Source organism: Streptomyces sp. NPDC007808, assembly GCF_042868655.1.
Taxonomy (GTDB): Bacteria; Actinomycetota; Actinomycetes; order Streptomycetales; family Streptomycetaceae; genus Streptomyces.
The window spans coordinates 150,891-170,124 of sequence record NZ_JBIAEQ010000006.1; the positions used below are offsets into that span (position 1 = coordinate 150,891).

The following is a 19,234-nucleotide window of genomic DNA, read 5'->3' on the forward strand; positions in this document are numbered from 1 at the left end:
ACCCCATGCGCTACGCAGTCTTTGGCACCGGCGTCGTCGGCCGGACCATCTCCGCCAAGCTCGCCTCTCTGGGCAACGAGGTCGTCATCGGCACCCGCGATCCCGCGGCGACCCTCGCTCGTACCGAGCCGGATGCCATGGGCACCCCGCCCTTCGCCACCTGGAGCGCAGCCCACCCCACCGTGGAACTGCTGTCCTTCGCCGAAGCCGCCACACTCGGCGAGAGGGTCGTCAACGCCACCGCGGGCACTGTCACGCTCGCCGTCCTGAGCGCCGCGGGCAGCGCGAACCTGGCGGGAAAGATCCTCATCGACATCGCCAACCCCCTCGACCCCTCCCTGGGGATGCCGCCCCCTCTGAATCCCGTCAACACCGACAGCCTCGGCGAACAGATCCAGCGTGCGTTCCCTGGCGCCCTCGTCGTGAAGACCCTCAACACCATGAACTGCCGCCTCATGGTCGAGCCCGGCCGTGTCTCCGGAGCCCACAACGTCTTCGTGTCCGGCGAGGACACCGGCGCCAAGAAGCAGGTCACCGAGATGCTGGTCTCCTTCGGCTGGCCCGAGAGCAGCGTCATCGACCTCGGCGGCATCGAGACGGCCCGAGGCGCCGAGATGCTGCTGCCGATCTGGCTGCGCCTCTACAGCGCCCTCGGCCACACCGACTTCAACTTCCACGTCCAGGGCGCCCGCTAGCACGCCCGACGCAGGTGTCAGTGCCCGCCCGGCGTGGCCCGGCCCCGGACCTGCGAGGCGATGACGGCTGCCTGGACGCGCCGCTCGACGCCGAGCTTGGCCAGCAGACGGGAGATGTGGTTCTTGACCGTCTTCTCCGCCAGATGGAGCCGCCGGCCGATCTGCCGGTTGGTCAGTCCCTCACGGATCAGTGCCAGGATCTCCCGTTCCCGCTCGGTCAGGTCGGGCAGAGCATCCTGTTCAGGTTCCTTGGTCTGCTCACCGCGCAGCCGGGCCATCAGTTTGGTGGTCGCGCTCGGGTCGAGCAGCGACTGACCCCGGGCCACCGTCCGGACGGCAGACACCAGGTCGGAGCCCCGGATCTGCTTCAGCACGTACCCTGACGCCCCCGCCATGATCGAGTCCAGCAGGGCCTCCTCGTCATCGAACGAGGTCAGCATCAGACAGACCAGCTCCGGCATGTGCGAGCGCAGCTCCCGGCACACGGTCACACCGTCCCCGTCGGGCAGTCGGACATCGAGCACCGCCACTTGGGGACGCAGGGCGGGAACCCGCGCCAGGGCCTGCTCGACGGTGGCCGCCTCGCCGATCACGGTGATGTCCGGCTCGTCGTTCAGCAGGTCCCGAACCCCACGCCGTACCAGCAGGCCTGTCGCCCACACCACACGCTGGTGCCGACGAAGGCGGGCACAGGGCCCTCTCTCGCGCTCCGGCGCCACCCTCCACGGCAGCAGTCACCGTCGTCGGGATGCTCGTGGCCCACGAACGTTCGGCGGAGCCGTCAGGAAGCTGAGATCCCCACTCCGTACAAGGTGCGACCGCCGATCAGCTCGCGCCCGGTGACCAGTTCGGGTTCGATACGGACGAGGACCGGATCGGGCCAGGGCGCCCAGGGGCGCGGGCGGGTCCTGGCCGGCCGGTCGTGCCCGGCCGGGTCGGTCACGATCGTGGCGGTGCCGGTGACGACGGCGCTCCGACCCGAGTGAGCGGCCGCGTCGACCTCGTCGGCTTCGAGGCGACCACCGCGCCGACGATTCGCACGGACCATTCCCGACGCCGCCGACGTGCACAGCAACACCGCACCGTCGGTGTCGAGCGAGAAGTTGACCGGCAGTACCGCGGGCAGGGCCCGGCGCGTGTGGACGATATGGCCGACGGGCGCCTTCGCCAGCAGACGGAGGCACTCCTGCCGCTCCAGTTCAGGGAAACCGTCGTTCGGATACGTCATCCGGTCCGTCTTCCGCCCGACGCAGCAAGTCCTTCAGCCGGAGTCGTTCCTTGGCGGGACAAGAACGGGCCGTGACGGCCTCTCGGTCCCGGCCGTGCCGGAGAACGGCCACTGTCGGGCCTCCCCGCTCGGCCCTCCTCAGCCGACGGTCAGATCCGGGCGGATGAGCGTCCCCGACCTGCCGTGGACGATCTCGTACGCCGCGTCGAGGGCACCGATCGCGGCCAGGGCGCCCGTGCGTTCGACGAACCGGGCCGCGGCCTCCGTCTTGGGGCCCATCGAACCGTCGGGGAACGTGCCGCGGCGCAGGTCCTCGGGTGTGGCGTCGAGGAGGGGCTGCTGGTCCGGGGTGCCGTAGTCGGCGTAGACGTTCGGCACGTCGGTGAGGATGAGCAGGAAGTCCGCCTTGAGTTCCTCGGCGAGCAGGGCCGCGGTGAGGTCCTTGTCGATCACCGCGTCCACCCCGTGCAGCGCGCCGGTGTCCCGGTCCGCGGTGACGGGGATGCCTCCGCCGCCGGCGCAGACGACGAGTGCTCCGCAGGCGAGCAGGTCGTGGATGGTATCGGTCTCCACGATCTGCTGCGGTGCCGGGGAGGGGACGACCCGGCGCCAGCCGGTGGTGTCCTGGGCGATGTGCCAGCCGCGCTTCCTGGCGAGTGACCGGGCGATGTCCCGGGGGTACACCTGGCCGACGAACTTGGTGGGCCGTGCGAAGGCCGGATCGTCGGGCCGTACGAGGGTGTGGGTGACCAGTGCGGCGATCTTTCGGCCGTGCAGGGCGTTGTACATGCTGCGGGCCAGCAGCGAGCCGATCATGCCCTCGGTCTGGGCACCGAGCAGGTCCAGCGGATAAGGGGCACTCAGGGCCGGGTCGGACGCGCTCTCCACGGCGAGCAGGCCGATCTGCGGGCCGTTGCCGTGGGTGAGGACGATCTCGTGCTCGTGGGCGAGCGTGGCGACGGCCGTGGCGACCCGGTCGATGTTCGCCTGTTGCACGGCCGCGTCGGGGCGTTCGCCGCGGTGCAGCAGGGCGTTTCCGCCGAGGGCGATGACGATGCGCATGGTTCAGCCCTCCAGGGAGGCCAGGGTGGCGACGAGTACGGCCTTGATGGTGTGCAGCCGGTTCTCCGCCTGGTCGAAGACGATGGAGGCGGGCGAGGAGAAGACGTCGTCGGTGACTTCCAGGGCGTCCGGGCCGTAGGTGCGGAGTACTTCCTCGCCGAGCCGGGTGTGGTGGTCGTGGAAGGCCGGCAGGCAGTGCATGAACTTGACGTCCGGGTTGCCGGTGGCCGCAAGTGTTTTGTCGTTGACCTGGTACGGCAGCAACAGGTCGATGCGCCTTCCCCAGGTCTCGGAGGGCTCTCCCATGGAGACCCAGACATCGGTGTGGAGGAAGTCGGCCCCGCGAACGCCCGTTTCGACGTCCTCGGTGAGGGTGATCCGGGCCCCGCTCCGCTCGGCGAGTGAGCGGCAGGCGGTGACCAGTCCGGGTTCCGGCCACAGCCCCGCGGGCGCGGCGATGCGTACGTCCATGCCGAGCAGGGCGCCCATGGCCAGCAGGGAATTGCCCATGTTGTTGCGGGCGTCCCCGAGGTAGCAGTACGCGATCTCGGTCAGCGGCTTGCGGGTGTGCTCGCGCATGGTGAGGACGTCGCACAGACTCTGGGTCGGGTGCGCGGCGTCGGTCAGGCCGTTGTAGACGGGGACACCGGAGTGGGCGGCGAGCTCCGTGAGGGTCGACTGGGCCGAGCCACGATATTCGATGGCGTCGAACATGCGGCCGAGCACGCGGGCCGTGTCGGCGATTGACTCCTTGGCACCGATGTGCGTGTCGCCGGGACCGAGGTAGGTGGTCGCGGCGCCCTGGTCGGCGGCGGCGACCTCGAAGGCGCAGCGGGTGCGGGTGGAGGTCTTCTCGAAGATCAGCGCGAGGTGTCTGCCGGTCAGGAGGGGTCGCTCCGTGCCGGACCGCCGCGCCGCCTTGAGGTCGGCGGCGAGGTCGAGAAGGTGGTGGATCTCGGTGGCGGTGAAGTCGAGTTCGCTCAAGTAGGAGCGGCCCCGGAGGTCGATGGTCATGGTGTTTCCTCCGTTCGGTCAGGCGACCGCATCGCGTTCGATGGGGCAGCTCATGCAGCGCGGACCGCCGCGGCCGCGGCCGAGTTCGGCGCCGGCGATGGTGACGATCTCGATGCCCTGCTTGCGCAGGTAGGTGTTGGTGGTGACGTTGCGCTCGTAGCCGACGACCACGCCCGGGGCGACAGCGAGGAAGTTGCTGCCGTCATCCCACTGCTCACGCTCGGCGCCCCGGATGTCCTGCGGCGCGGAGAGCATCCGGACCTTGTCCAGGTCGAGGGCCTCGGCCAGAGCGGAGGCCAGATCCGAGTTGGGGATCACGTCGAAACCGACCTCACGGGCGGTGCTGGGGGTGAGCGTCCAGGAGCGCAGGGAGTCGGCGAGGCCCGGGTAGATGGTGAAGGCGTCGCGGTCGACCATGGTGAGCACGGTGTCCAGGTGCATGTAGGCGCGTGCGGGCGGGAGTTGGACGGCGATCAGCCTGTTCGCCGTGCCGGCGGCGAAGAGCCGGGTGGCCAGGTTCTCCACGGCCTGGGCGGTGGTCCGCTCCCCCATGCCGACCAGGACGGCGCCGTTTCCGAGGACGTGGACGTCACCACCCTCGAGGGTGCCCACCGCGCCGTCGAGGAGTGGTTCGGGCGCGGCGGAGGTGAACATCGGGTGGAAGCGGTAGATGGCCTGCGCGTGCAGGCTCTCGCGCCGCCGGGCCGGTTTGGCCATCGGGTTGACCGACAACCGGTCGTACACCCAGCAGGAGTTGTCGCGGGGGAAGAGGTGGTTGGGCAGCGGCGCGAGCGCGAAGTCCTCGGCGCCCAAGGCGTTCCACACCAGACTGTGCGGGGTGGAGAGCGGCAGGTCGCTCTTGAGCAGGCCACCGATCAGGTAGCCGGCGAGGGTCTCCCCGTCCAGTTCGGCGCACAGCTCGCGCACCGGAGCCACCAGGGCGGGGCCGACGCTCGCCGGGGTGACGACCCGGTCCAGGAGCCAGTCGCGGGCCCCCGGCACGTCCAGTGTCGCGGCCAGCAGGTCGGCGAAGTAGTGCACGCGGGTGCCGTGGTCGCGCAGGACCTGGGCGAAGGCGTCGTGCTCCTCTCGGGCGCGCTTGGCCCACAGGATGTCGTCGAAGAGCAGGGCATCGACGTTGCGCGGGGTCAGCCGGGACAGCTCGAGACCGGGGCGGTGGAGGATCACCTGGCGGAGCCGGCCGACTTCGGAGTCGACGTGGAAGGTGTTCATGGCGGGGCTTCCTCGGGCCGTAGTGACGTGGTCAGTCGTGGTGCTGTGGTGTGTACTTCGGGAAGCCGCCGGTGCCGTACCTCCGCCTCCTCCGGGAGTTCCCCTCGGCCGTTGTGGGCGTCTCGGGCGCCCGTGCGTGCGGGACCGTGGCCACCGGCTGCGCGGGCGTCGTCTCGCCGTACTCGCCGCGGTCGCGCTTCAGCCAGACGTAGACCGGCAGGCCGAGCAGCAGCACGAACAGCCCGTAGTAGACGGTCTGGTAGCCGCTGCCCTGGATCGACCAGTACGAGAAGGCCATCGCGAGCGCGGCGACGGTGACGTCCCGGGTCAACTGCCTCGGCTTCAGGTTCTCCCGGCCGCGCACCAGCAGCCAGTACAGCTGGGCGGCGGCGGAGAACAGGTACGGGATCACGGCGGTGAGCACGCTCAGCAGCACGATCTTGGTGAAGACGTCCTCGAAGCGCGTGTAGCTGAACACGGTGATCAGCGAGGCGAGTACCGTCGAGGCGACGATGCCGAAGACCGGCACACCACTCTCTCCGCGCAGCCTGGCGAATGCCCCGGGGAAGAGTCCGTCGCGGGCAGCGGCGTACGGCATCTCGGCGCACAGCATGGTCCAGCCGTTGAGGGCGCCCAGCCCGGAGACGATGGCGGCCACTGCGACGGCGTCGCCCGCCCAGGTGCCGCCGAAGATGTTGTTCGCCGCGTCGGTGAACGGCGCGGTGGAGGCACCGAGTTCGGCGTGCGAGACGGTGCCGAAGACCGCGAGGGTGCCGAGGACGTAGATGACGGCGCAGACGAGCGTGCCGTACACGGTGGCGCGCGGCACGTTCCGCTCCGGCTCGTGCACGCGGCCGGCGACCACGGACGCGGCCTCAAGCCCGAGGTAGCTGAACAGGGCGATGGCCGCAGCGGCCGAGATCGCACCCAGGGCCGACTGGCCACTGGCGTTGAAGGCTCCGAAGTTGTCCGGGTCGATGAACAACAGCCCGATCGTGGCCATGAACACCAGCGGCACGAACTTCAGCACCGTGGTGATCACCTGGAATGCGCCGGTGTTACGCACACCGGTGAGGTTGATCGCCGCGGGGATCCACAGGCCGATCAGGGCGATGAGGACCGAGACCCCGGTTCTGTGTCCGGTGTTGACGAACACTTCGACATAGCCGACCCAGGCCACCACGATCGCGGCGTTCCCCGCCCACACGGTGATCCAGTACGACCAGGCGTTGAGGAACCCGGCGAACTCACCGAAGGCCTCACGGGCGTAGACATACGGCCCGCCGCTCGCCGGGACCCGCTTCGACAGCGCCCCGAACGTCACGGCCAGCGCGAGCGCGCCGAGCGTGACGGCAACGAACGCCACGAGCGAGATGGGCCCGTACGGGGCGAGGGCCGACGGAAGGGCGAAGACCCCGGTTCCGATGACACTGCCGATCACGAGCGCGGAGGCAGCGGGAAGGCCAAGTGCCGCCTTCGGGGCGGCTGGTGCGCCGCCGCCGGCGGCTTCGGATCCCCTGGGGGGCGTGGACATGACTGTGCTCCTTGTGCTGGTCGCCGAGAGGGAGTCGCTTCACAAGTGATCCTTCTGCGACACGGCGACCGTGGTGAGTGGCCACAAGTCCCCCTCGTGGCCCATTGGTCCCGAGTGGCCGGAGGCTCACTCGCCTCCGGAGTCACATCGATACGCGGATTCAGTCGTGCGGGATGACGGCCACGGGGCAGCCGACGTGATGCAGCACCGCGTGCGTCACGGGACCGACGTGGTTGCCCAGACGGCCGCCCCGCGTCCGGCGACCCACGACGACCAGGGAGGCCCCGGACGACGCGCGCACGAGTTCGGCGGTGACCCGGCCCTCGGCCACGGTCTCGACGACAGGGACACCTGGGAACTTCTCGCACCACGGGCGCAGCGTCGCGACGACGGTGCGCTCCTGTGCGGCGAGCAGTTCCGGTCCGGGCAGAGGCTTCGGTCGGCCGTCCTCGGTGAGCTCGGACGACGCGCTGAACACATGGATCGCGTGGAGCGTGGCGCCGCGGCGGCGGGCGGACTCGAAGGCGAACTCGATCAGTTCGTCGCAGGGGCGGCGGGTGTCCAGGCCGAGGACCACGTCACGGTAGGGCGTTTCGGGGATCTCCTCGGGTGAGACACCGTCCACGGCCGGCAGGTGTTCGCCCGCCGAGGCCTGGCCCGCGCGGACGAGCACCACGGGACGCGATGACCTGGCGACGACCCGCTGGGAGACCGAGCCGAGCACGAACCCGGCGAAGCCTCCGAGGCCATGGGAGCCGAGCACCATCAGCTCCGCGTCCGCGGCCTCTTCGGCCAGCGCGGCAACCGTGGAGTCGGCCTTCACCAGGTGCCCGCCGAGCTGCAGCCCGGGGTGCGCGGCGCGGACACTGCCGACCGCGCCTTCAAGGGTCTGCGTGGCCCACCCGACCTGAGTGGTGCCGAGTGGTACGGAGACGGCGGGACACGGGCTCCACTCCCATACGTGCACGAGCCGCAGCGGGACACCGCGACGCTGGGCTTCCCTCGCCGCCCAGTGTGCGGCCGCGAGACTCGCCGCCGTTCCGTCGACTCCGGCGACGACGTATCGATCCATGGTGGGCACCTCCTGCATCCAGACCTGTCTGCTCTTCCGACGGCCACCGAACACCGCGCCCGTCTCCGCCGCAGGGCGCCGAAGGGCTCTCGTTGATTGCCTACCGGGCCCCCTCCCAGGGCCCACTGGCCCATGGTTCGGGGCGCGCGGCACGAACAGGCTGGAAGCGGTAGGTCCCTGAGCACGTATGGGAGGCACGTCATGTCCGGTCCCCTCACAGCCACCATGCTGCGGGCCCTGCCCGCCGAGCACCGGCAGCGGCTCATGCGGATCCCGCGTGAGGTGTCGTTCCCCCAGGGGACCCGGCTCTTCGAGGAGGGCGGACGCGCACACCGCTTCTGGATCATCCGTACCGGCACGATCGAGCTCGACATGCGTGTGCCGGGCCGTCAGCCGGCCGTGATCGAGTCCCTGGGGCACGACCAACTCGTCGGCTGGTCATGGCTGTTCGCCCCGCACTCCTGGCACATGGGGGCGGAGGCCGTGACCCCGGTGCGTGCGTACGAGTTCGATGCCGCCGCGGTCCGTTCGATGTGCGCGGACGACCCCGAGCTGGGGCGGACAGTCGCGATGTGGGTGGGTGACGTGCTCGCCCACCGGCTGCGCTCCGCCCGTACCAGGTTGCTGGACCTGTACGCACCCTACGGCAGCGGCAGTCTGCGGTGACCGGCCCACCCACGAACCGAAACCACCGGGGAGACATCATGGACGGCGCACTTCACATCGTGAGCGACGTGATGGCGCAGAGGGTCGTCGCCGTCGGCCGCGAAGCGACCTTCAAGGAGATCGTGCGGCTGATGCAGGAGTGGAAGGTCAGCGCCTTGCCCGTCCTGGAGGGCGAGGGCAGGGTCGTCGGCGTCGTCTCCGAGGCCGACCTGCTGCCCAAGGAGGAGTTCCGCGACAGCGATCCCGACCGGTCCACACAACTGCGGCGTCTGTCCGACCTCGCCAAGGCAGGCTCGGTGACCGCCGGGGAGCTGATGACCTCACCAGCCCTCACCGTCCGCGCGAACGAAACCCTCGCACAGGCCGCACGTACCATGGCGCACGCCAAGGTCAAGCGGCTCCCCGTCGTCGACGAGTTGGGCGTGCTGCAGGGCATCGTCAGCCGCGCCGACCTGCTCAAGGTGTTCCTGCGGGACGACGAGGACATCGCCGAGCAGATACGGCGCGAGGTTGTGTCGTACCTCTTCCCCTCCCCGGCGTCCGCCGTACGCGTGGGGGTGCGGGACGGCATCGTGACGCTCACCGGCCGCATCCGGGACACGTCCCTGGTGCCCGTGGCGGCGCGCCTGGTCCGGGCCGTCGAGGGCGTCGTGGACGTGACCTTCGACCTGTCCGGTCCCGACCCGTCCGTCGCCCCTTCCATCGACGCCTCCGCACCTTCGCCGGGACGCGAGGAAAGCACTTCGCCCGCGTGAACCCGAGGCGCAGGCGGCCGGGACGGTGCGCCTGTCCTGTGCCGACGGGGCACCCGGCCCCGGCGCCAGGCCGACCGCGCGCTCCTCACCGGTCCTCGCCTCCGGCACATCCGTCTGGTCGCCCCACACTTGCGGTGATGCCTCCGGCAAGTCGGCGTCCTTGCTTTCCGTGGCCACCGCGCCGCACAGTCGTCCGCCCGGCGGCAGCGGACTGCGCCGAGCTGCGGACAGGTGCGCGCGGCGGACAGCAGGAGGAGGAGTCGGACGCGCTGCCGGGTCTGACCGACCTACCCGCTGGCCGACTACGCGCTCACCCCCAGCGTCGCCATCGTCGAGTGAAACAGGTCATGGATTACGTGGTCCGCATCCACCCCGACCTGGTCACGGGAATCCGGCTCACCGCCGCCGACGAGCCCGTTGGTGCCTGACCTCGACGGATCAGCGATCCGGTCCCACTCTTGCCACCCGTGCCCACGGGCAGGAAGGCCGACCGGTCCCTGCGTTCCACCGATGGGCCCGCGGCAGTGGTGGCAAAGCGATCGGGGCACCGCCGCGGACGAGCGGCGGTGCCCCGATCGAGCGGATGGGTTCAGAGCAGCCAGCGGTTGCGGCTGACGATCGGCAACCGTGCCCACGCCTTGCCGAGCCCCCAGGTGGCGCCGGCGCCCGCGGCCGCGAGGGCGATCAGGACGACCGCGTAGATGACGTGGTACTCCACGATCGGGTTCGTGGACATGCTCGGCGACCCGTCCGACAGGTGCTTGGCCGGTGGCCACTCGGCGATCCACATCAGCGCCATCATCACCGTCCCCGCCACGGCGGCGAGCCGCAGCGCGATACCCGCGGTGAGCGCGAGGCCGATGCCGAGCAGGCCGAGCATGAACAGCCAGTCCGCCCAGGCAGCCCCCGCCCAGTCGTGAAAGGTCGACTCCATCGGCCCTGCGGCCACGCCGCCGAGGAAGCCCTTGGTGGGCGATCCGCCATCGATCCAGCCCTTGCCGGACTGCGTGGCGTAACCGAAGCCGAAGGTCTTGTCCAGGAACGCCCACAGGAAGACGAACCCTGTCAGCAGCCGCAGCCCCGCCACGACGTACGCACGGGTGGCGGTCGCCGCCACGGTCGTCGTGCCGGCGTGCGCGGGGGCCGTCCCGGTCCTGCGCAGGGACGGGAAACGGAATCCCAGGTGGCGGTGCGAGTGGTCGTGGACTGCCATGATGCTCATCCCCTCCGAGGGAGCGACGCGCGATGTGTTGACGTCTCTCGTTGCACCTTCAATGTCCCGCTCGCCGCGGGGACGCCGGAGGGGCTGCAGGCCCCGGACGACAGTCCGAACGTCCCTCTCCTCCCGGGACCTGCGGTGCGAGTCACTCGTCCCACTCGCCCATCCCGGACCTCAAAGCGGCCGCCTCCTGCCATCAGAGCGCTGTCCATCCAGCAAGAGGCGACCGCCGGTCAGGAAGCCGTCACTACGACGGCGGTTTCGCTTCGGCCTGGGCGGCCTGCAGGTCGGCGAGCAGTTCGGCCTGCCCGGCCAGAACTCCGGACAGGATGGTCCGTGCCACCTTCAGCAACTCGGCCACCTGCGGGCTGGTCAGCGAGTAGTACACGGTCGAACCCTCTTTGCGGCTGACCACCAGGTTGGCCCGGCGCAGCACGGCCAGCTGCTGGGACAGATGGGCAGGTTCGATGCCCACCTCGGGCAGCATCTCCGCGACCGCGTGCTCACGCTCGCTGAGCAACTCCAGGACCCGGATGCGCGCCGGATGGCCGAGCGTCTTGAAGAACTCGGCCTTCAACTGGTACAGCGGCGTGCTCACCGTGCCGTCCCCTCCCTGACCTGACAGAACGGCCCTGCCGCCCGTATCTCGACGCATCGCGTCCACCCACTCGTCAACGCCATGGACCCATCCTCGCCTCCGACGCAGGGCAAACCGAATCGCCCGTGCCAGAACCGAACCGAAGCGGGTCATCGTCCGGGGCCGGCCATTGCGTGGTGTGCCACTCGTGCACCGTTCCGAGCACTCTGCCCGGTGCGCGGCAACCGGGGCGGCCAGATGGGCATGGACAGCAGTCAACCATGGGTTTCACAGGGGCAGATTGATCCATATGGTCTTGCCTTCGGCGTCGCCGTGGACGGCAGCGGTGCCGCCGTGTTGCCGGGTGAGCTCCATGACCGTGCCAAGGCCACCGGTGCTGGTGTCCGCTCGTGGCAGTGGCGGCTGGTAAGGGTGGCGATCGTGTACGGCGAGGGCCAGGCGGCTCCCGCTCGCCGCGTACATCACCGTGATCTGCGGGGACATCTCGGCGGCGTGCCGGACGCTGTTGGTGACCAGTTCGCTGAGCATCAGCAGCGCCGCGTCCACAACGGTCCGGTGCAGACCGATGCCCCACTCGGTCAGCGCCTGTTGCGCGGTCTCGCGGGCGAGACGGACTGCGGCCGGCTCGTTGGGCAGTGTGAGCACATGCCGGTACGGCAGGACGCCGAGTGCCGCGGCCATCAGGCCTCCCCAGGAGTGAGGCGGAAACCGGTCACCCTCCCGGGGTGGACGCGCAGCAGCGTGCCATGCGGGCTGTGGATCCGAACGGTGCCGGCCCCGGCGTGTATCTCGTCCACGTGGTAGGTCGCCGTCGCGGGCACCGCTGCAGCCGCGGCGGGTGCCCGGACGACCAGACGACCGTTCTCCCCCACATGGCGAGCCGGACGGACGACGGCCTGCTCCCGCCGCACATGCACCAGCGGCCCCACCGTGCGTCCTTCCAGCCGCCACAGCGCCTGCGCTCCGGAGAGCTCGGCCATGCGCAGGGTGGTGGCAAAGGGAGTACTCATCGGCGGCCCTCCTCACTGACCGACCGGGACGCCGGGACGGCGACGGCGGGCAGCACGCCTGCGCCCTTGAGGTAGTCCTGGGCGCCGCGGATCGCCTCGGGTGTGGTGGCGTACTCCCGGCCCTTGTGCCGCAGAAGTTCCAAGGCGCCGACGGAGTCGAGAACCTGGCGCTGACCGGAACGTACGCCGGACGCCATGACGGCGATGCCGCGCCGCTGCAGTTTCTCCACCGCGTCCTTGAGGACGAGTGCACCGGTCGCGTCGATGGTGCTGACCCGGGACATGCGCAGGATCACCACCCGGACGTCCGCCACATCCGTCAGCTCCAGCAGGAAGCGGTGTGCCGCGGCGAAGAACAGTGGCCCGTCGATGCGGTACGCCACGATGTGCTCGGCCAGCAGGGCGTGCTCCTCGGCACTGTGGTCCCCCCGGTCCAGGGGCACCTGGTCGAAGCGGGCCTGCTGCGCGACCGCGCGCAGGGCCAGGCCGCCCGCGACGACGAGACCGATGATCACCGCGTAGACCAGGTCGAGGGCCAGGGTGGCGACCGCGGTCAGGACGAGGATCAGCGCATCGGAGCGGGTGGCCTTGGCCATCGCCTTCAGGGAGCCGACCTCGACCATTCGGATGGCGGTGGCCAGGAGCACGCCCGCCAGCGCGGCGAGCGGGATCTTCGACACCAGCGGCGCGGCCGCGAAGACGATCACGGCGAGGACCGCGGCATGGGTGAGCGCCGCGAGCCGGGAAACGGCGCCGGTGCGGACGTTGACGGCGGTGCGTGCGATGGCCCCGGTCGCAGGTACACCGCCGAACAGCGGGGCGGCGATGTTGGCCAGGCCCTGGCCGAACAGCTCGCGTTCCGGGTCGTGCTGCTGGCCGACCGTCATGCCGTCGGCGACCGAGGCGGACAGCAGCGACTCCAGCGCGGCCAGCGCGGCGACCGCCACGGCCGGGGCGAGGAGCGTGCTCAGCGATACGAGGTCCAGGAAGCCGAGCGAGGGGGCGGGCAGGCCGGAGGGCAGGTCACCGATCGGCTTGACCGCGTCCAGGTGGGCGAGCTGCGCGACGGCCGTAGCGGCAATCACGGCCAGGATGGAGAAGGGAACCGTCGGCCGCCAACGGGCCCCGGCCAGCATGACCGCGGCCACCGCGACCGCGAGACCGACGGCGGTCCAGTTCGGGTGCCTGGTGAACTCCTCGACCGCCCGCCAGGTCACCACCAGCACACGGTCGCCATCGGGCTTGCCCACGCCGAGCGCGTTCGGGACCTGCTGGAGTCCGATCACGCAGGCGATGCCGAGCGTGAAGCCTTCCAGCACCGGCGCGGGGACGTACTGCATGTACCGGCCGGCTCGCAGCACGGCCAGCGCGACGAGCATGACGCCGGCCATCAGCCCGACCGCGAGCACCCCGGTCGGCCCGTACTCTCCGACGATCGGTACCAGCACCACCGTCATGGCCCCCGTGGGACCGGACACCTGAAGATTCGATCCGCCGAACAGCGCGGCAAGCGCGCCCGCGACCACCGCGGTCGCCAGCCCGGCCTCGGCCCCCAGCCCGGAGGAAACGCCGAAACCCAGCGCCAGTGGCAGTGCGACGATCGCGACGGTCAGGCCGGCGAGCAGATCCCGGCGCGGATCGCGCCGCATCTGACACAGGTCGGTACGGGTGGGCAGCAGCGACGCGATCCGGGCTCGGGCCCGACCGGCCGTGGTTCCCGAGGTCATCGCGCGGCGGCCTCGGCTTCCCTCAGTTCGGCCAGCAGCTCCATGCGACCGGCCGGCAACTCGGTCAGGATCCGGCGTGCTGCTCGCGGCAGGTCCGCGACGTCGGCGCCGGCCAATGCGTCGAGGGCAATCGAGCCGTCACGCACCCAGGTGACGATGCTGGAGGGGCGCAATATCGCCAAGTGCTGCGACAGGTTGGAGGGTCCCGCCTCCATCGCGGCCAGCAGTCCGCGCACCGGTTCGGGCCCGTCCTGGAGCGACTCCAGCACCCTTGTCCACGCGGCTTGCCGGAGCGTCCGGGAGAACTCGGCCTCGGCCTGGTACAGCGGAACGGACACGGCCCCTCGGCTTCTCCTAACAACGCCCCACTCGTGGGCACGCACAGAACGCTCTGCCTGCGGCTGCAGTACAGGCTACACAGCATCTAACGAATTGCGAAATTACGCAATTGGCTATCTGCTATATCAAGCAAGGGCCGATGATCGTCCCTGGGACCGCACGCCGTCAGGGTCACAGGGCCCGCAGCCCGTGCTCCCGGAACTGACTCACGCACGCGCCCGGTCGGCTCCGGGGCGGGCGTGGCCGTGTCGCGCAGGGGGAAGGGCAGCCCGAGGGCGTCGTACTTGTGGGCGCCGAGGACTTGATGTCGAGCAGGACCAGATCGGTGTCGGCGAGCCGGCTGGAGCAGGGGCTCACCTCCCGTGAGCGTCACTCCCCCGCCCGCCGTGCTGATGGACCGGTACGTGCCGATCTCGACCATCACCTCGTCGACGGTGGCCTTCCGCCCGTCGCGCATGTGCCAGGTGTCGGGATCGGCGCAGTACAGGCAGCGCAGCGGGCAGCCGCTGATGAACAGCACGAACCGCGTGCCCGGGCCGTACACGCCGGTGGACAGGTCCCAGGAGTGGATCCGGCCCGAGACCCGTCCGGCGGCAAGCTGCGTCGCGGTGTTCACAGTGCTCCGTGAGAGGTGCGGCTGATCACGTCGAGCTGCTGCTCGCGGGCCAGACGGACGAAGTCGACCGCGTATCCTGAGACCCGCATCGTCAAGTCCGGGCACTCCTCCGGATGTTCCATGGCGTCCTCGAAGCGCCGCCCGGTTCAGCACGTCGTTCATCTGGAAGCCGCACGATGGCGGCGGCGCGGGATCTCCGCGTTCGGCTCACCGACGACTCGTCACCCCTCGTGGTGCGGGGCAGGGCCGCCAGGAACTCGCCACCACGACCGTCCGGCCCCTTTGCACGGGCCCTTCGGCCCTCCGCGCAGGCCCCCGGTCAGGCGGAGAGCCGCACCCCGTACAGCGTGCGGCCGCCGACCAACTCACATCCGGTGACCAGCTCGGGCTCGACACGCACGACGACCTCCACGGGCGAAGGGGCCCAGGGGCAGGAAACGACCCTGCTCAGGTGCTCGCGCTCGGCCGGGTCGTTCACCACTGCCGCCCGCCCGGTCACGACGACGCTCCAGCCGGTCCGGGCGACCGCGTCGACCTCGTCCGCCTCGAAGGCGACCACCGAACCGTCGACCGCACGGGCCAGTTCCGAAGCCGCAGTGCGCAGCAACACCGCACCGTCCTCGGCCGGACAGAAGTTGACCGGCAGAACTGCGGGCAGGGCCTGCCGGGTGTACACGATGCGGCCGACCGACACCTTCGCCAGCAGATCCAGACATTCCTGCCGACCGAGTTCACGGAAACCATCGTTGGGATACATAGCCGGTCCGTCTCTCACGCAGGGCAACGCTCGCACTCCATCGTCCGTGGCCTCGGCGTCGGAGGTCAGAGGCCATCGGTCCCACCTGGGCCTGAGAGCGGCCCTCGCTGCGGTACCACTACGCCCCATCGGCGACCGTCGGACAGACGCGGCCCGTCCGGGAGCCGAACGAGCGCTGCTCCATGACGATTCGCCTCCTTCTCCATACGCCCGCCCGCCATCCGCCCCGTCGTCCGGGAGACCGCTCTCACCGCGCCGGGGCCGTCCGGGCCCCACGGCGGGACCGGACGGCCCCTGCCTCCCACCGCAACGCGGCACAACGATGAAGAGGAGGCCGAAGGGCCTGGACCGAGAGCCATGCACGCGCGAGTTCCAAGTGCGAAGCAATGGAGGTGGGCACCCATGTCACATCCGATCGTCGCCGGAGTCGACGGATCTGCCGAAAGCCTTGCCGCCGCCGGATGGGCGGCCCGCGAAGCGGTGCGCCGCGGTCTGCCGCTGCATCTGCTGCACGCCTCGAACTGGAGCCCGCCCAACGGCCGTTCCGACGCGGGTGAAGCCGTGCGCCGTCATGCCGCACGTCGCATCCTGCAGGAGGCCGGGGAGCTCATCGCTCGAACCTGCCCGGGAGTCCACGTGACCGACGCGCAGGTGGACGGTCCCGCCAGCACCGCGCTGCTGCGCGCTGCGGACCAGGCCGAGCTGCTGGTGGTCGGCTCCCGCGGCCTGAGCGGCTTCACCGGGTTCCTCGTCGGCTCGGTCGCCCAGGCAGTCGTGGCGCGGGCGACCTGCCCCGTGGTCCTCGTCCGCGCGGGCGAGGAATCGGAGGACGAGCACATGCCGGACAAGGAGGGCAACGCGTCGACGCGTACGCCGTACCGCGAGGTCGCCCTCGGTCTCGATCTCGCCGATCCGTGCGACGAGGTGATCGGGTTCGCCTTCGAGGCGGCCCAGGTGCGTGGGGCGACCTTGCATGCCGTGTCCACGTGGACCGGCCCCTCGTCTCTCTCGCTCGGCCCGGGTGAGATCGGGCTCCTGGACGCTCCCCGGCTCGACGAGGAGTGGCGCGGATTCCTCAGCGCCGTGCTCCAGCCCTGGCGCGAGAAGTTCCCCGATGTCGAGGTCTCGGAGACGGTCACGGAGGGGAAGGCAGGCACCCGCCTGGTGTACGCATCCTCCGGCGCGAGTCTGCTCGTCATGGGCCGCCGGATCCGCGAGACACCACTCGGCCCCCGAACCGGCCCGATCGCCCACACGGTGATCCACCACGCGAACTGCCCCGTCGCCGTCGTGGCCCACGACTGAAGCGCCCTCCGGCCACCTCCGACCGCTCAGCCACACCCGAAACACCGACGGACGACGAACGGCAGCATCCACCATGTACGCAACACACACCGGCGTCGATCACGCGACCACTCACCTGGTACGCGCCGCGATCACCGCACCCTCGGTGCACAACACCCAGCCGTGGCTCTTCACCGGCCGGCGCACCGGCCTCGACCTTCACGCGGACACCACCCGCCGTCTGCCGCTCACCGATCCGGACAGCCGCGAGATGGTCATCAGCTGCGGCGCGGCCTTGTTCAACGTACGCATCGCCATGCGGCACCTGGGCTTCGTCCCGGTGGTCCAGGCCTTTCCCAACCCCTGGAACAGGACCCATCTGGCCCGGGTGGACTGGGGCTCCTACGCGGAGCCGGCAGCCCACGAGGAACTGATGCACTGGGCCCTGCGCCGACGGCACACGCACCGCGGGCCGTTCCAGTCCTCTGCCCTGCCGCAGCAACTGGTCGACGAACTGCGCCATCACGCGCGATCCGAGGGTGCCGAGCTGTACACGGTCGAGTCCCGCTCCGAGACCCAACGCCTTGCGCAACTGGTCGGTACAGCCGAGGACACCCTGCGGGCGGACACGAAGCGAACCGCTGAACTGACCCGCTGGACTCGCGCGGCAGGCGGCAGCCCTGACGGAGTGCCCCTGGAGACGTGCACCTTCCACCCGGACTGCACCACACTGTCGAGCCGGGACTTCCTCGGCATCACCCGGATCCGGCCCACCGCGCCGCGGGTATGGCGGGCACGCACGGGTCTGATCGCCCTGATCACGACCCAGCACGACACGCGGGAGGACTGGCTGCGCGCCGGTCAGGCGCTCCAGCGGGTCCTGCTGCACGCCGCCGGCCACCGGGTCATGGCAGCCTTCCACACCCAGCCGCTCGAATTGCCGTACCTGCGGGCACAGGTCCGCACACAGGTGGCCGGCGACCAGTTTCCGCAGATGATCCTCCGGCTCGGTCATGCCACCCCGGCCCGGCCGGCATCGAGGCGTCCGGCCATGGACGTCCTGTCGGTGTAGTGGCCTTCTGGCAGAGACACGGAGCGCTCCGCGGTCGGGACCGGGCAGGTCGCACAGTTCACCATCGTCGTTGGCGACGGCAGTCACTTGAGCGGTGCAGCGAACCGCCTCGCCTCGTGCCGGCCGGGACCAACCCCGGCCGCCTCCTGCCTCAGTCAGGCGCGGATGGTGGGTGGCCGCGTCGATCCGGCCGTGCAAAATTGGGATCCGGCTGGCAGAGGAGTTCCCGACCGCACTGCACCTGCGGGCCACCACTTGGGGGCGACTGGTACGAGGCGCTGCTCCTGCCCCTGCCTCTCACGGCGGGCGTGGTCGTCCAGCCCGGGCGGCCTGATCGTCAGGGCCCTACGTCACCTCAACCGTGGGCCACTGGGCCCTGCTGACGCGTCCGTCCGGGTGACAGCCTGACAACAGGCCGCTTCTGGCCCTTCGTTGCCACCAAGGAGGTCCTCCTCATGCCCCGTACCGTGACCGTCGGAGTGGACGGCTCGCCCGAAAGCCTGGCTGCGGCTCTGTGGGCGGCCCGCGAAGCGGAGCGGCGGGGCCTGCCCCTGCGCCTGGTGCACGCCTGGGACTGGCAGCCGTACGCCCAGCCGGTGCCCGATGGCGCTGCGCACCGGCACTGGGGCGAGCACGTCCTGCGGGAGGCGGCTGAGCAACTGCGCGAAAGCCACCCCGATTTGAGGATCACTTGGGAGCATGTGGCGCAGCCTCCCGTGACTGCGCTGCTCAGCGCGTCCGCCGAAGCCGATCCGCTGGTCCTCGGGTCCAGGGGGCTGAGCGGCGTCGTCGGCTTCCTGGTCGGCTCGGTCGGGCTCGCGCTCGCGGCACGGACCAGGCGGCCGGTCGTCCTCGTACGCTCCGACGCGCGCGCCGAGGGCGAGCGTCAGCTGGACGCGGACGGTCGTCCGTCGACCCAAACGCCGTACCGGGACGTCGTCCTGGGGCTGGACCACAAGCGCCCCGACGACGCGGTCGTCGCGTTCGCGTTCGAGGCCGCGGCCAGCCGAGCGGCCAGGCTCCGGGTCGTGCACGGCTGGAGCCTGCCGCCCTACTTCGCCTACGGCCTGCCCGCGGATCCGGCGCTGAACGACGAGTTGGCCCGCCAGGAGACGAACGCCGTCGAAGAGGCCCTGGCACCCTGGCGGGAGAAGTTCCCCGGCGTGGAGGTCGTCGAGCAGACAGCGGTGGGCAACGCCGGCGCCCACCTGGTGGACGCCGCGGCCGATGCCTCACTGGTCGTCGTCGGGCGACGCATCCGGCAGTCCCCGCTCGGTGCCCGCATCGGGCCCGTCACCCATGCCGTGCTCCACCACGCCACGGCACCGGTCGCGGTGGTCCCGCACGACTGAC

The 19,234-nt window shown here is 70.6% G+C and carries 20 protein-coding genes and 2 pseudogenes; 6 read left to right on the forward strand and 16 right to left on the reverse strand.

Annotation, left to right across the window (positions count from 1 at the left end; all coding sequences use genetic code 11):
* The first annotated feature begins 5 nt into the window (after nt 1-5).
* A complete protein-coding gene (locus ACFYNL_RS23025; protein ID WP_388806486.1) occupies nt 6-695 on the forward strand; it encodes an NADPH-dependent F420 reductase in 690 nt (229 codons plus the stop codon).
* 17 nt (nt 696-712) lie between these two features.
* Here the strand turns inward: ACFYNL_RS23025 and ACFYNL_RS23030 are convergent, their stop codons facing one another.
* From ACFYNL_RS23030 to ACFYNL_RS23060, 7 genes are all read right to left on the reverse strand, one after another.
* On the reverse strand, nt 713-1,360 hold the full coding sequence (locus tag ACFYNL_RS23030) for a response regulator (RefSeq protein WP_388806488.1): 648 nt from the start codon (nt 1,358-1,360) through the stop codon (nt 713-715).
* 116 nt (nt 1,361-1,476) lie between these two features.
* On the reverse strand, nt 1,477-1,923 hold the full coding sequence (locus tag ACFYNL_RS23035; protein WP_388806489.1) for a pyridoxamine 5'-phosphate oxidase family protein: 447 nt from the start codon (nt 1,921-1,923) through the stop codon (nt 1,477-1,479).
* A gap of 138 nt (nt 1,924-2,061) precedes the next feature.
* Entirely contained in the window at nt 2,062-2,985 is a 924-nt protein-coding gene (locus ACFYNL_RS23040) for a carbamate kinase (protein ID WP_388806490.1), read from the reverse strand.
* Between the two features lie 3 nt (nt 2,986-2,988).
* A complete protein-coding gene (argF, locus tag ACFYNL_RS23045; protein ID WP_388806492.1) occupies nt 2,989-3,999 on the reverse strand; it encodes an ornithine carbamoyltransferase in 1,011 nt (336 codons plus the stop codon).
* Between the two features lie 18 nt (nt 4,000-4,017).
* Complete coding sequence (locus ACFYNL_RS23050) at nt 4,018-5,232, reverse strand: arginine deiminase (RefSeq protein ID WP_388806494.1); 1,215 nt, start codon at nt 5,230-5,232, stop codon at nt 4,018-4,020.
* Nucleotides 5,233-5,263: 31 nt separating this feature from the next.
* On the reverse strand, nt 5,264-6,673 hold the full coding sequence (locus ACFYNL_RS23055) for an APC family permease (protein ID WP_388807285.1): 1,410 nt from the start codon (nt 6,671-6,673) through the stop codon (nt 5,264-5,266).
* A 253-nt stretch (nt 6,674-6,926) separates the two neighbouring features.
* Nucleotides 6,927-7,838, reverse strand: coding sequence for a universal stress protein (locus ACFYNL_RS23060; RefSeq protein ID WP_388806496.1), 912 nt, complete (start codon nt 7,836-7,838; stop codon nt 6,927-6,929).
* A 201-nt stretch (nt 7,839-8,039) separates the two neighbouring features.
* On the opposite strand from ACFYNL_RS23060, the gene ACFYNL_RS23065 reads away from it, so the two are divergent.
* Both ACFYNL_RS23065 and ACFYNL_RS23070 read left to right on the forward strand, forming a co-directional pair.
* Nucleotides 8,040-8,504 carry a Crp/Fnr family transcriptional regulator gene (locus ACFYNL_RS23065; RefSeq protein ID WP_388806498.1) on the forward strand — a complete coding sequence of 155 codons (465 nt, stop codon included), beginning with the start codon at nt 8,040-8,042 and terminating at the stop codon, nt 8,502-8,504.
* A gap of 38 nt (nt 8,505-8,542) precedes the next feature.
* Nucleotides 8,543-9,259: a CBS domain-containing protein gene (locus ACFYNL_RS23070; protein WP_388806500.1), complete on the forward strand. Its 717-nt coding sequence runs from the start codon at nt 8,543-8,545 to the stop codon at nt 9,257-9,259.
* A gap of 589 nt (nt 9,260-9,848) precedes the next feature.
* Here ACFYNL_RS23070 and ACFYNL_RS23075 read toward each other — a convergent pair.
* The 9 genes and pseudogenes from ACFYNL_RS23075 to ACFYNL_RS23115 all read right to left on the reverse strand — a co-directional run bounded on the left by ACFYNL_RS23075 (nt 9,849) and on the right by ACFYNL_RS23115 (nt 15,525).
* On the reverse strand, nt 9,849-10,472 hold the full coding sequence (locus ACFYNL_RS23075) for a hypothetical protein (RefSeq protein WP_388806502.1): 624 nt from the start codon (nt 10,470-10,472) through the stop codon (nt 9,849-9,851).
* 253 nt (nt 10,473-10,725) lie between these two features.
* The gene (locus tag ACFYNL_RS23080) at nt 10,726-11,076 is read right to left on the reverse strand and encodes an ArsR/SmtB family transcription factor (RefSeq protein WP_388806504.1); all 351 of its coding nucleotides are present in this window, start codon (nt 11,074-11,076) and stop codon (nt 10,726-10,728) included.
* A 267-nt stretch (nt 11,077-11,343) separates the two neighbouring features.
* On the reverse strand, nt 11,344-11,757 hold the full coding sequence (locus ACFYNL_RS23085; protein ID WP_388806506.1) for an ATP-binding protein: 414 nt from the start codon (nt 11,755-11,757) through the stop codon (nt 11,344-11,346).
* A complete protein-coding gene (locus ACFYNL_RS23090) occupies nt 11,757-12,086 on the reverse strand; it encodes a pyridoxamine 5'-phosphate oxidase family protein (protein WP_388806508.1) in 330 nt (109 codons plus the stop codon). Before ACFYNL_RS23090 ends, ACFYNL_RS23085 begins: the two co-directional genes overlap by 1 nt.
* The gene (locus tag ACFYNL_RS23095; RefSeq protein ID WP_388806510.1) at nt 12,083-13,813 is read right to left on the reverse strand and encodes a SulP family inorganic anion transporter; all 1,731 of its coding nucleotides are present in this window, start codon (nt 13,811-13,813) and stop codon (nt 12,083-12,085) included. Before ACFYNL_RS23095 ends, ACFYNL_RS23090 begins: the two co-directional genes overlap by 4 nt.
* The gene (locus ACFYNL_RS23100; RefSeq protein WP_388806512.1) at nt 13,810-14,151 is read right to left on the reverse strand and encodes an ArsR family transcriptional regulator; all 342 of its coding nucleotides are present in this window, start codon (nt 14,149-14,151) and stop codon (nt 13,810-13,812) included. The genes ACFYNL_RS23095 and ACFYNL_RS23100 overlap by 4 nt, the downstream gene beginning before the upstream one ends.
* 335 nt (nt 14,152-14,486) lie before the next feature.
* A pseudogene (locus ACFYNL_RS23105) lies at nt 14,487-14,768 on the reverse strand (4Fe-4S cluster-binding domain-containing protein); the annotation flags it as partial.
* Nucleotides 14,765-14,939: pseudogene (locus ACFYNL_RS23110) on the reverse strand (glycine radical domain-containing protein); the annotation flags it as partial. The pseudogenes ACFYNL_RS23105 and ACFYNL_RS23110, both read right to left, overlap by 4 nt.
* 148 nt (nt 14,940-15,087) lie before the next feature.
* A complete protein-coding gene (locus tag ACFYNL_RS23115; protein WP_388806513.1) occupies nt 15,088-15,525 on the reverse strand; it encodes a pyridoxamine 5'-phosphate oxidase family protein in 438 nt (145 codons plus the stop codon).
* 402 nt (nt 15,526-15,927) lie between these two features.
* On the opposite strand from ACFYNL_RS23115, the gene ACFYNL_RS23120 reads away from it, so the two are divergent.
* The 3 genes from ACFYNL_RS23120 to ACFYNL_RS23130 all read left to right on the forward strand — a co-directional run bounded on the left by ACFYNL_RS23120 (nt 15,928) and on the right by ACFYNL_RS23130 (nt 19,233).
* Nucleotides 15,928-16,830, forward strand: a complete 903-nt coding sequence (locus ACFYNL_RS23120) for a universal stress protein (RefSeq protein WP_388806515.1) — start codon at nt 15,928-15,930, stop codon at nt 16,828-16,830.
* Nucleotides 16,831-16,903: 73 nt separating this feature from the next.
* Complete coding sequence (locus tag ACFYNL_RS23125) at nt 16,904-17,881, forward strand: Acg family FMN-binding oxidoreductase (protein WP_388806516.1); 978 nt, start codon at nt 16,904-16,906, stop codon at nt 17,879-17,881.
* A gap of 455 nt (nt 17,882-18,336) precedes the next feature.
* Nucleotides 18,337-19,233, forward strand: a complete 897-nt coding sequence (locus ACFYNL_RS23130) for a universal stress protein (RefSeq protein WP_388806518.1) — start codon at nt 18,337-18,339, stop codon at nt 19,231-19,233.
* Nucleotide 19,234 lies beyond the last annotated feature (1 nt).

What these genes read in the sequence shown, in the direction of transcription:
- ACFYNL_RS23125 (WP_388806516.1), top strand. Translation starts at nt 16,904, where the DNA reads ATGTACGCAACACACACCGGCGTCGATCACGCGACCACTCACCTGGTA.
- ACFYNL_RS23040 (WP_388806490.1), bottom strand. Translation starts at nt 2,985, where the DNA reads ATGCGCATCGTCATCGCCCTCGGCGGAAACGCCCTGCTGCACCGCGGC.
- ACFYNL_RS23070 (WP_388806500.1), top strand. Translation starts at nt 8,543, where the DNA reads ATGGACGGCGCACTTCACATCGTGAGCGACGTGATGGCGCAGAGGGTC.
- ACFYNL_RS23035 (WP_388806489.1), bottom strand. Translation starts at nt 1,923, where the DNA reads ATGACGTATCCGAACGACGGTTTCCCTGAACTGGAGCGGCAGGAGTGC.
- ACFYNL_RS23090 (WP_388806508.1), bottom strand. Translation starts at nt 12,086, where the DNA reads ATGAGTACTCCCTTTGCCACCACCCTGCGCATGGCCGAGCTCTCCGGA.
- ACFYNL_RS23095 (WP_388806510.1), bottom strand. Translation starts at nt 13,813, where the DNA reads ATGACCTCGGGAACCACGGCCGGTCGGGCCCGAGCCCGGATCGCGTCG.
- ACFYNL_RS23115 (WP_388806513.1), bottom strand. Translation starts at nt 15,525, where the DNA reads ATGTATCCCAACGATGGTTTCCGTGAACTCGGTCGGCAGGAATGTCTG.
- ACFYNL_RS23075 (WP_388806502.1), bottom strand. Translation starts at nt 10,472, where the DNA reads ATGGCAGTCCACGACCACTCGCACCGCCACCTGGGATTCCGTTTCCCG.
- ACFYNL_RS23065 (WP_388806498.1), top strand. Translation starts at nt 8,040, where the DNA reads ATGTCCGGTCCCCTCACAGCCACCATGCTGCGGGCCCTGCCCGCCGAG.
- ACFYNL_RS23050 (WP_388806494.1), bottom strand. Translation starts at nt 5,232, where the DNA reads ATGAACACCTTCCACGTCGACTCCGAAGTCGGCCGGCTCCGCCAGGTG.
- ACFYNL_RS23025 (WP_388806486.1), top strand. Translation starts at nt 6, where the DNA reads ATGCGCTACGCAGTCTTTGGCACCGGCGTCGTCGGCCGGACCATCTCC.
- argF (WP_388806492.1), bottom strand. Translation starts at nt 3,999, where the DNA reads ATGACCATCGACCTCCGGGGCCGCTCCTACTTGAGCGAACTCGACTTC.
- ACFYNL_RS23085 (WP_388806506.1), bottom strand. Translation starts at nt 11,757, where the DNA reads ATGGCCGCGGCACTCGGCGTCCTGCCGTACCGGCATGTGCTCACACTG.
- ACFYNL_RS23060 (WP_388806496.1), bottom strand. Translation starts at nt 7,838, where the DNA reads ATGGATCGATACGTCGTCGCCGGAGTCGACGGAACGGCGGCGAGTCTC.
- ACFYNL_RS23120 (WP_388806515.1), top strand. Translation starts at nt 15,928, where the DNA reads ATGTCACATCCGATCGTCGCCGGAGTCGACGGATCTGCCGAAAGCCTT.
- ACFYNL_RS23130 (WP_388806518.1), top strand. Translation starts at nt 18,337, where the DNA reads ATGCCCCGTACCGTGACCGTCGGAGTGGACGGCTCGCCCGAAAGCCTG.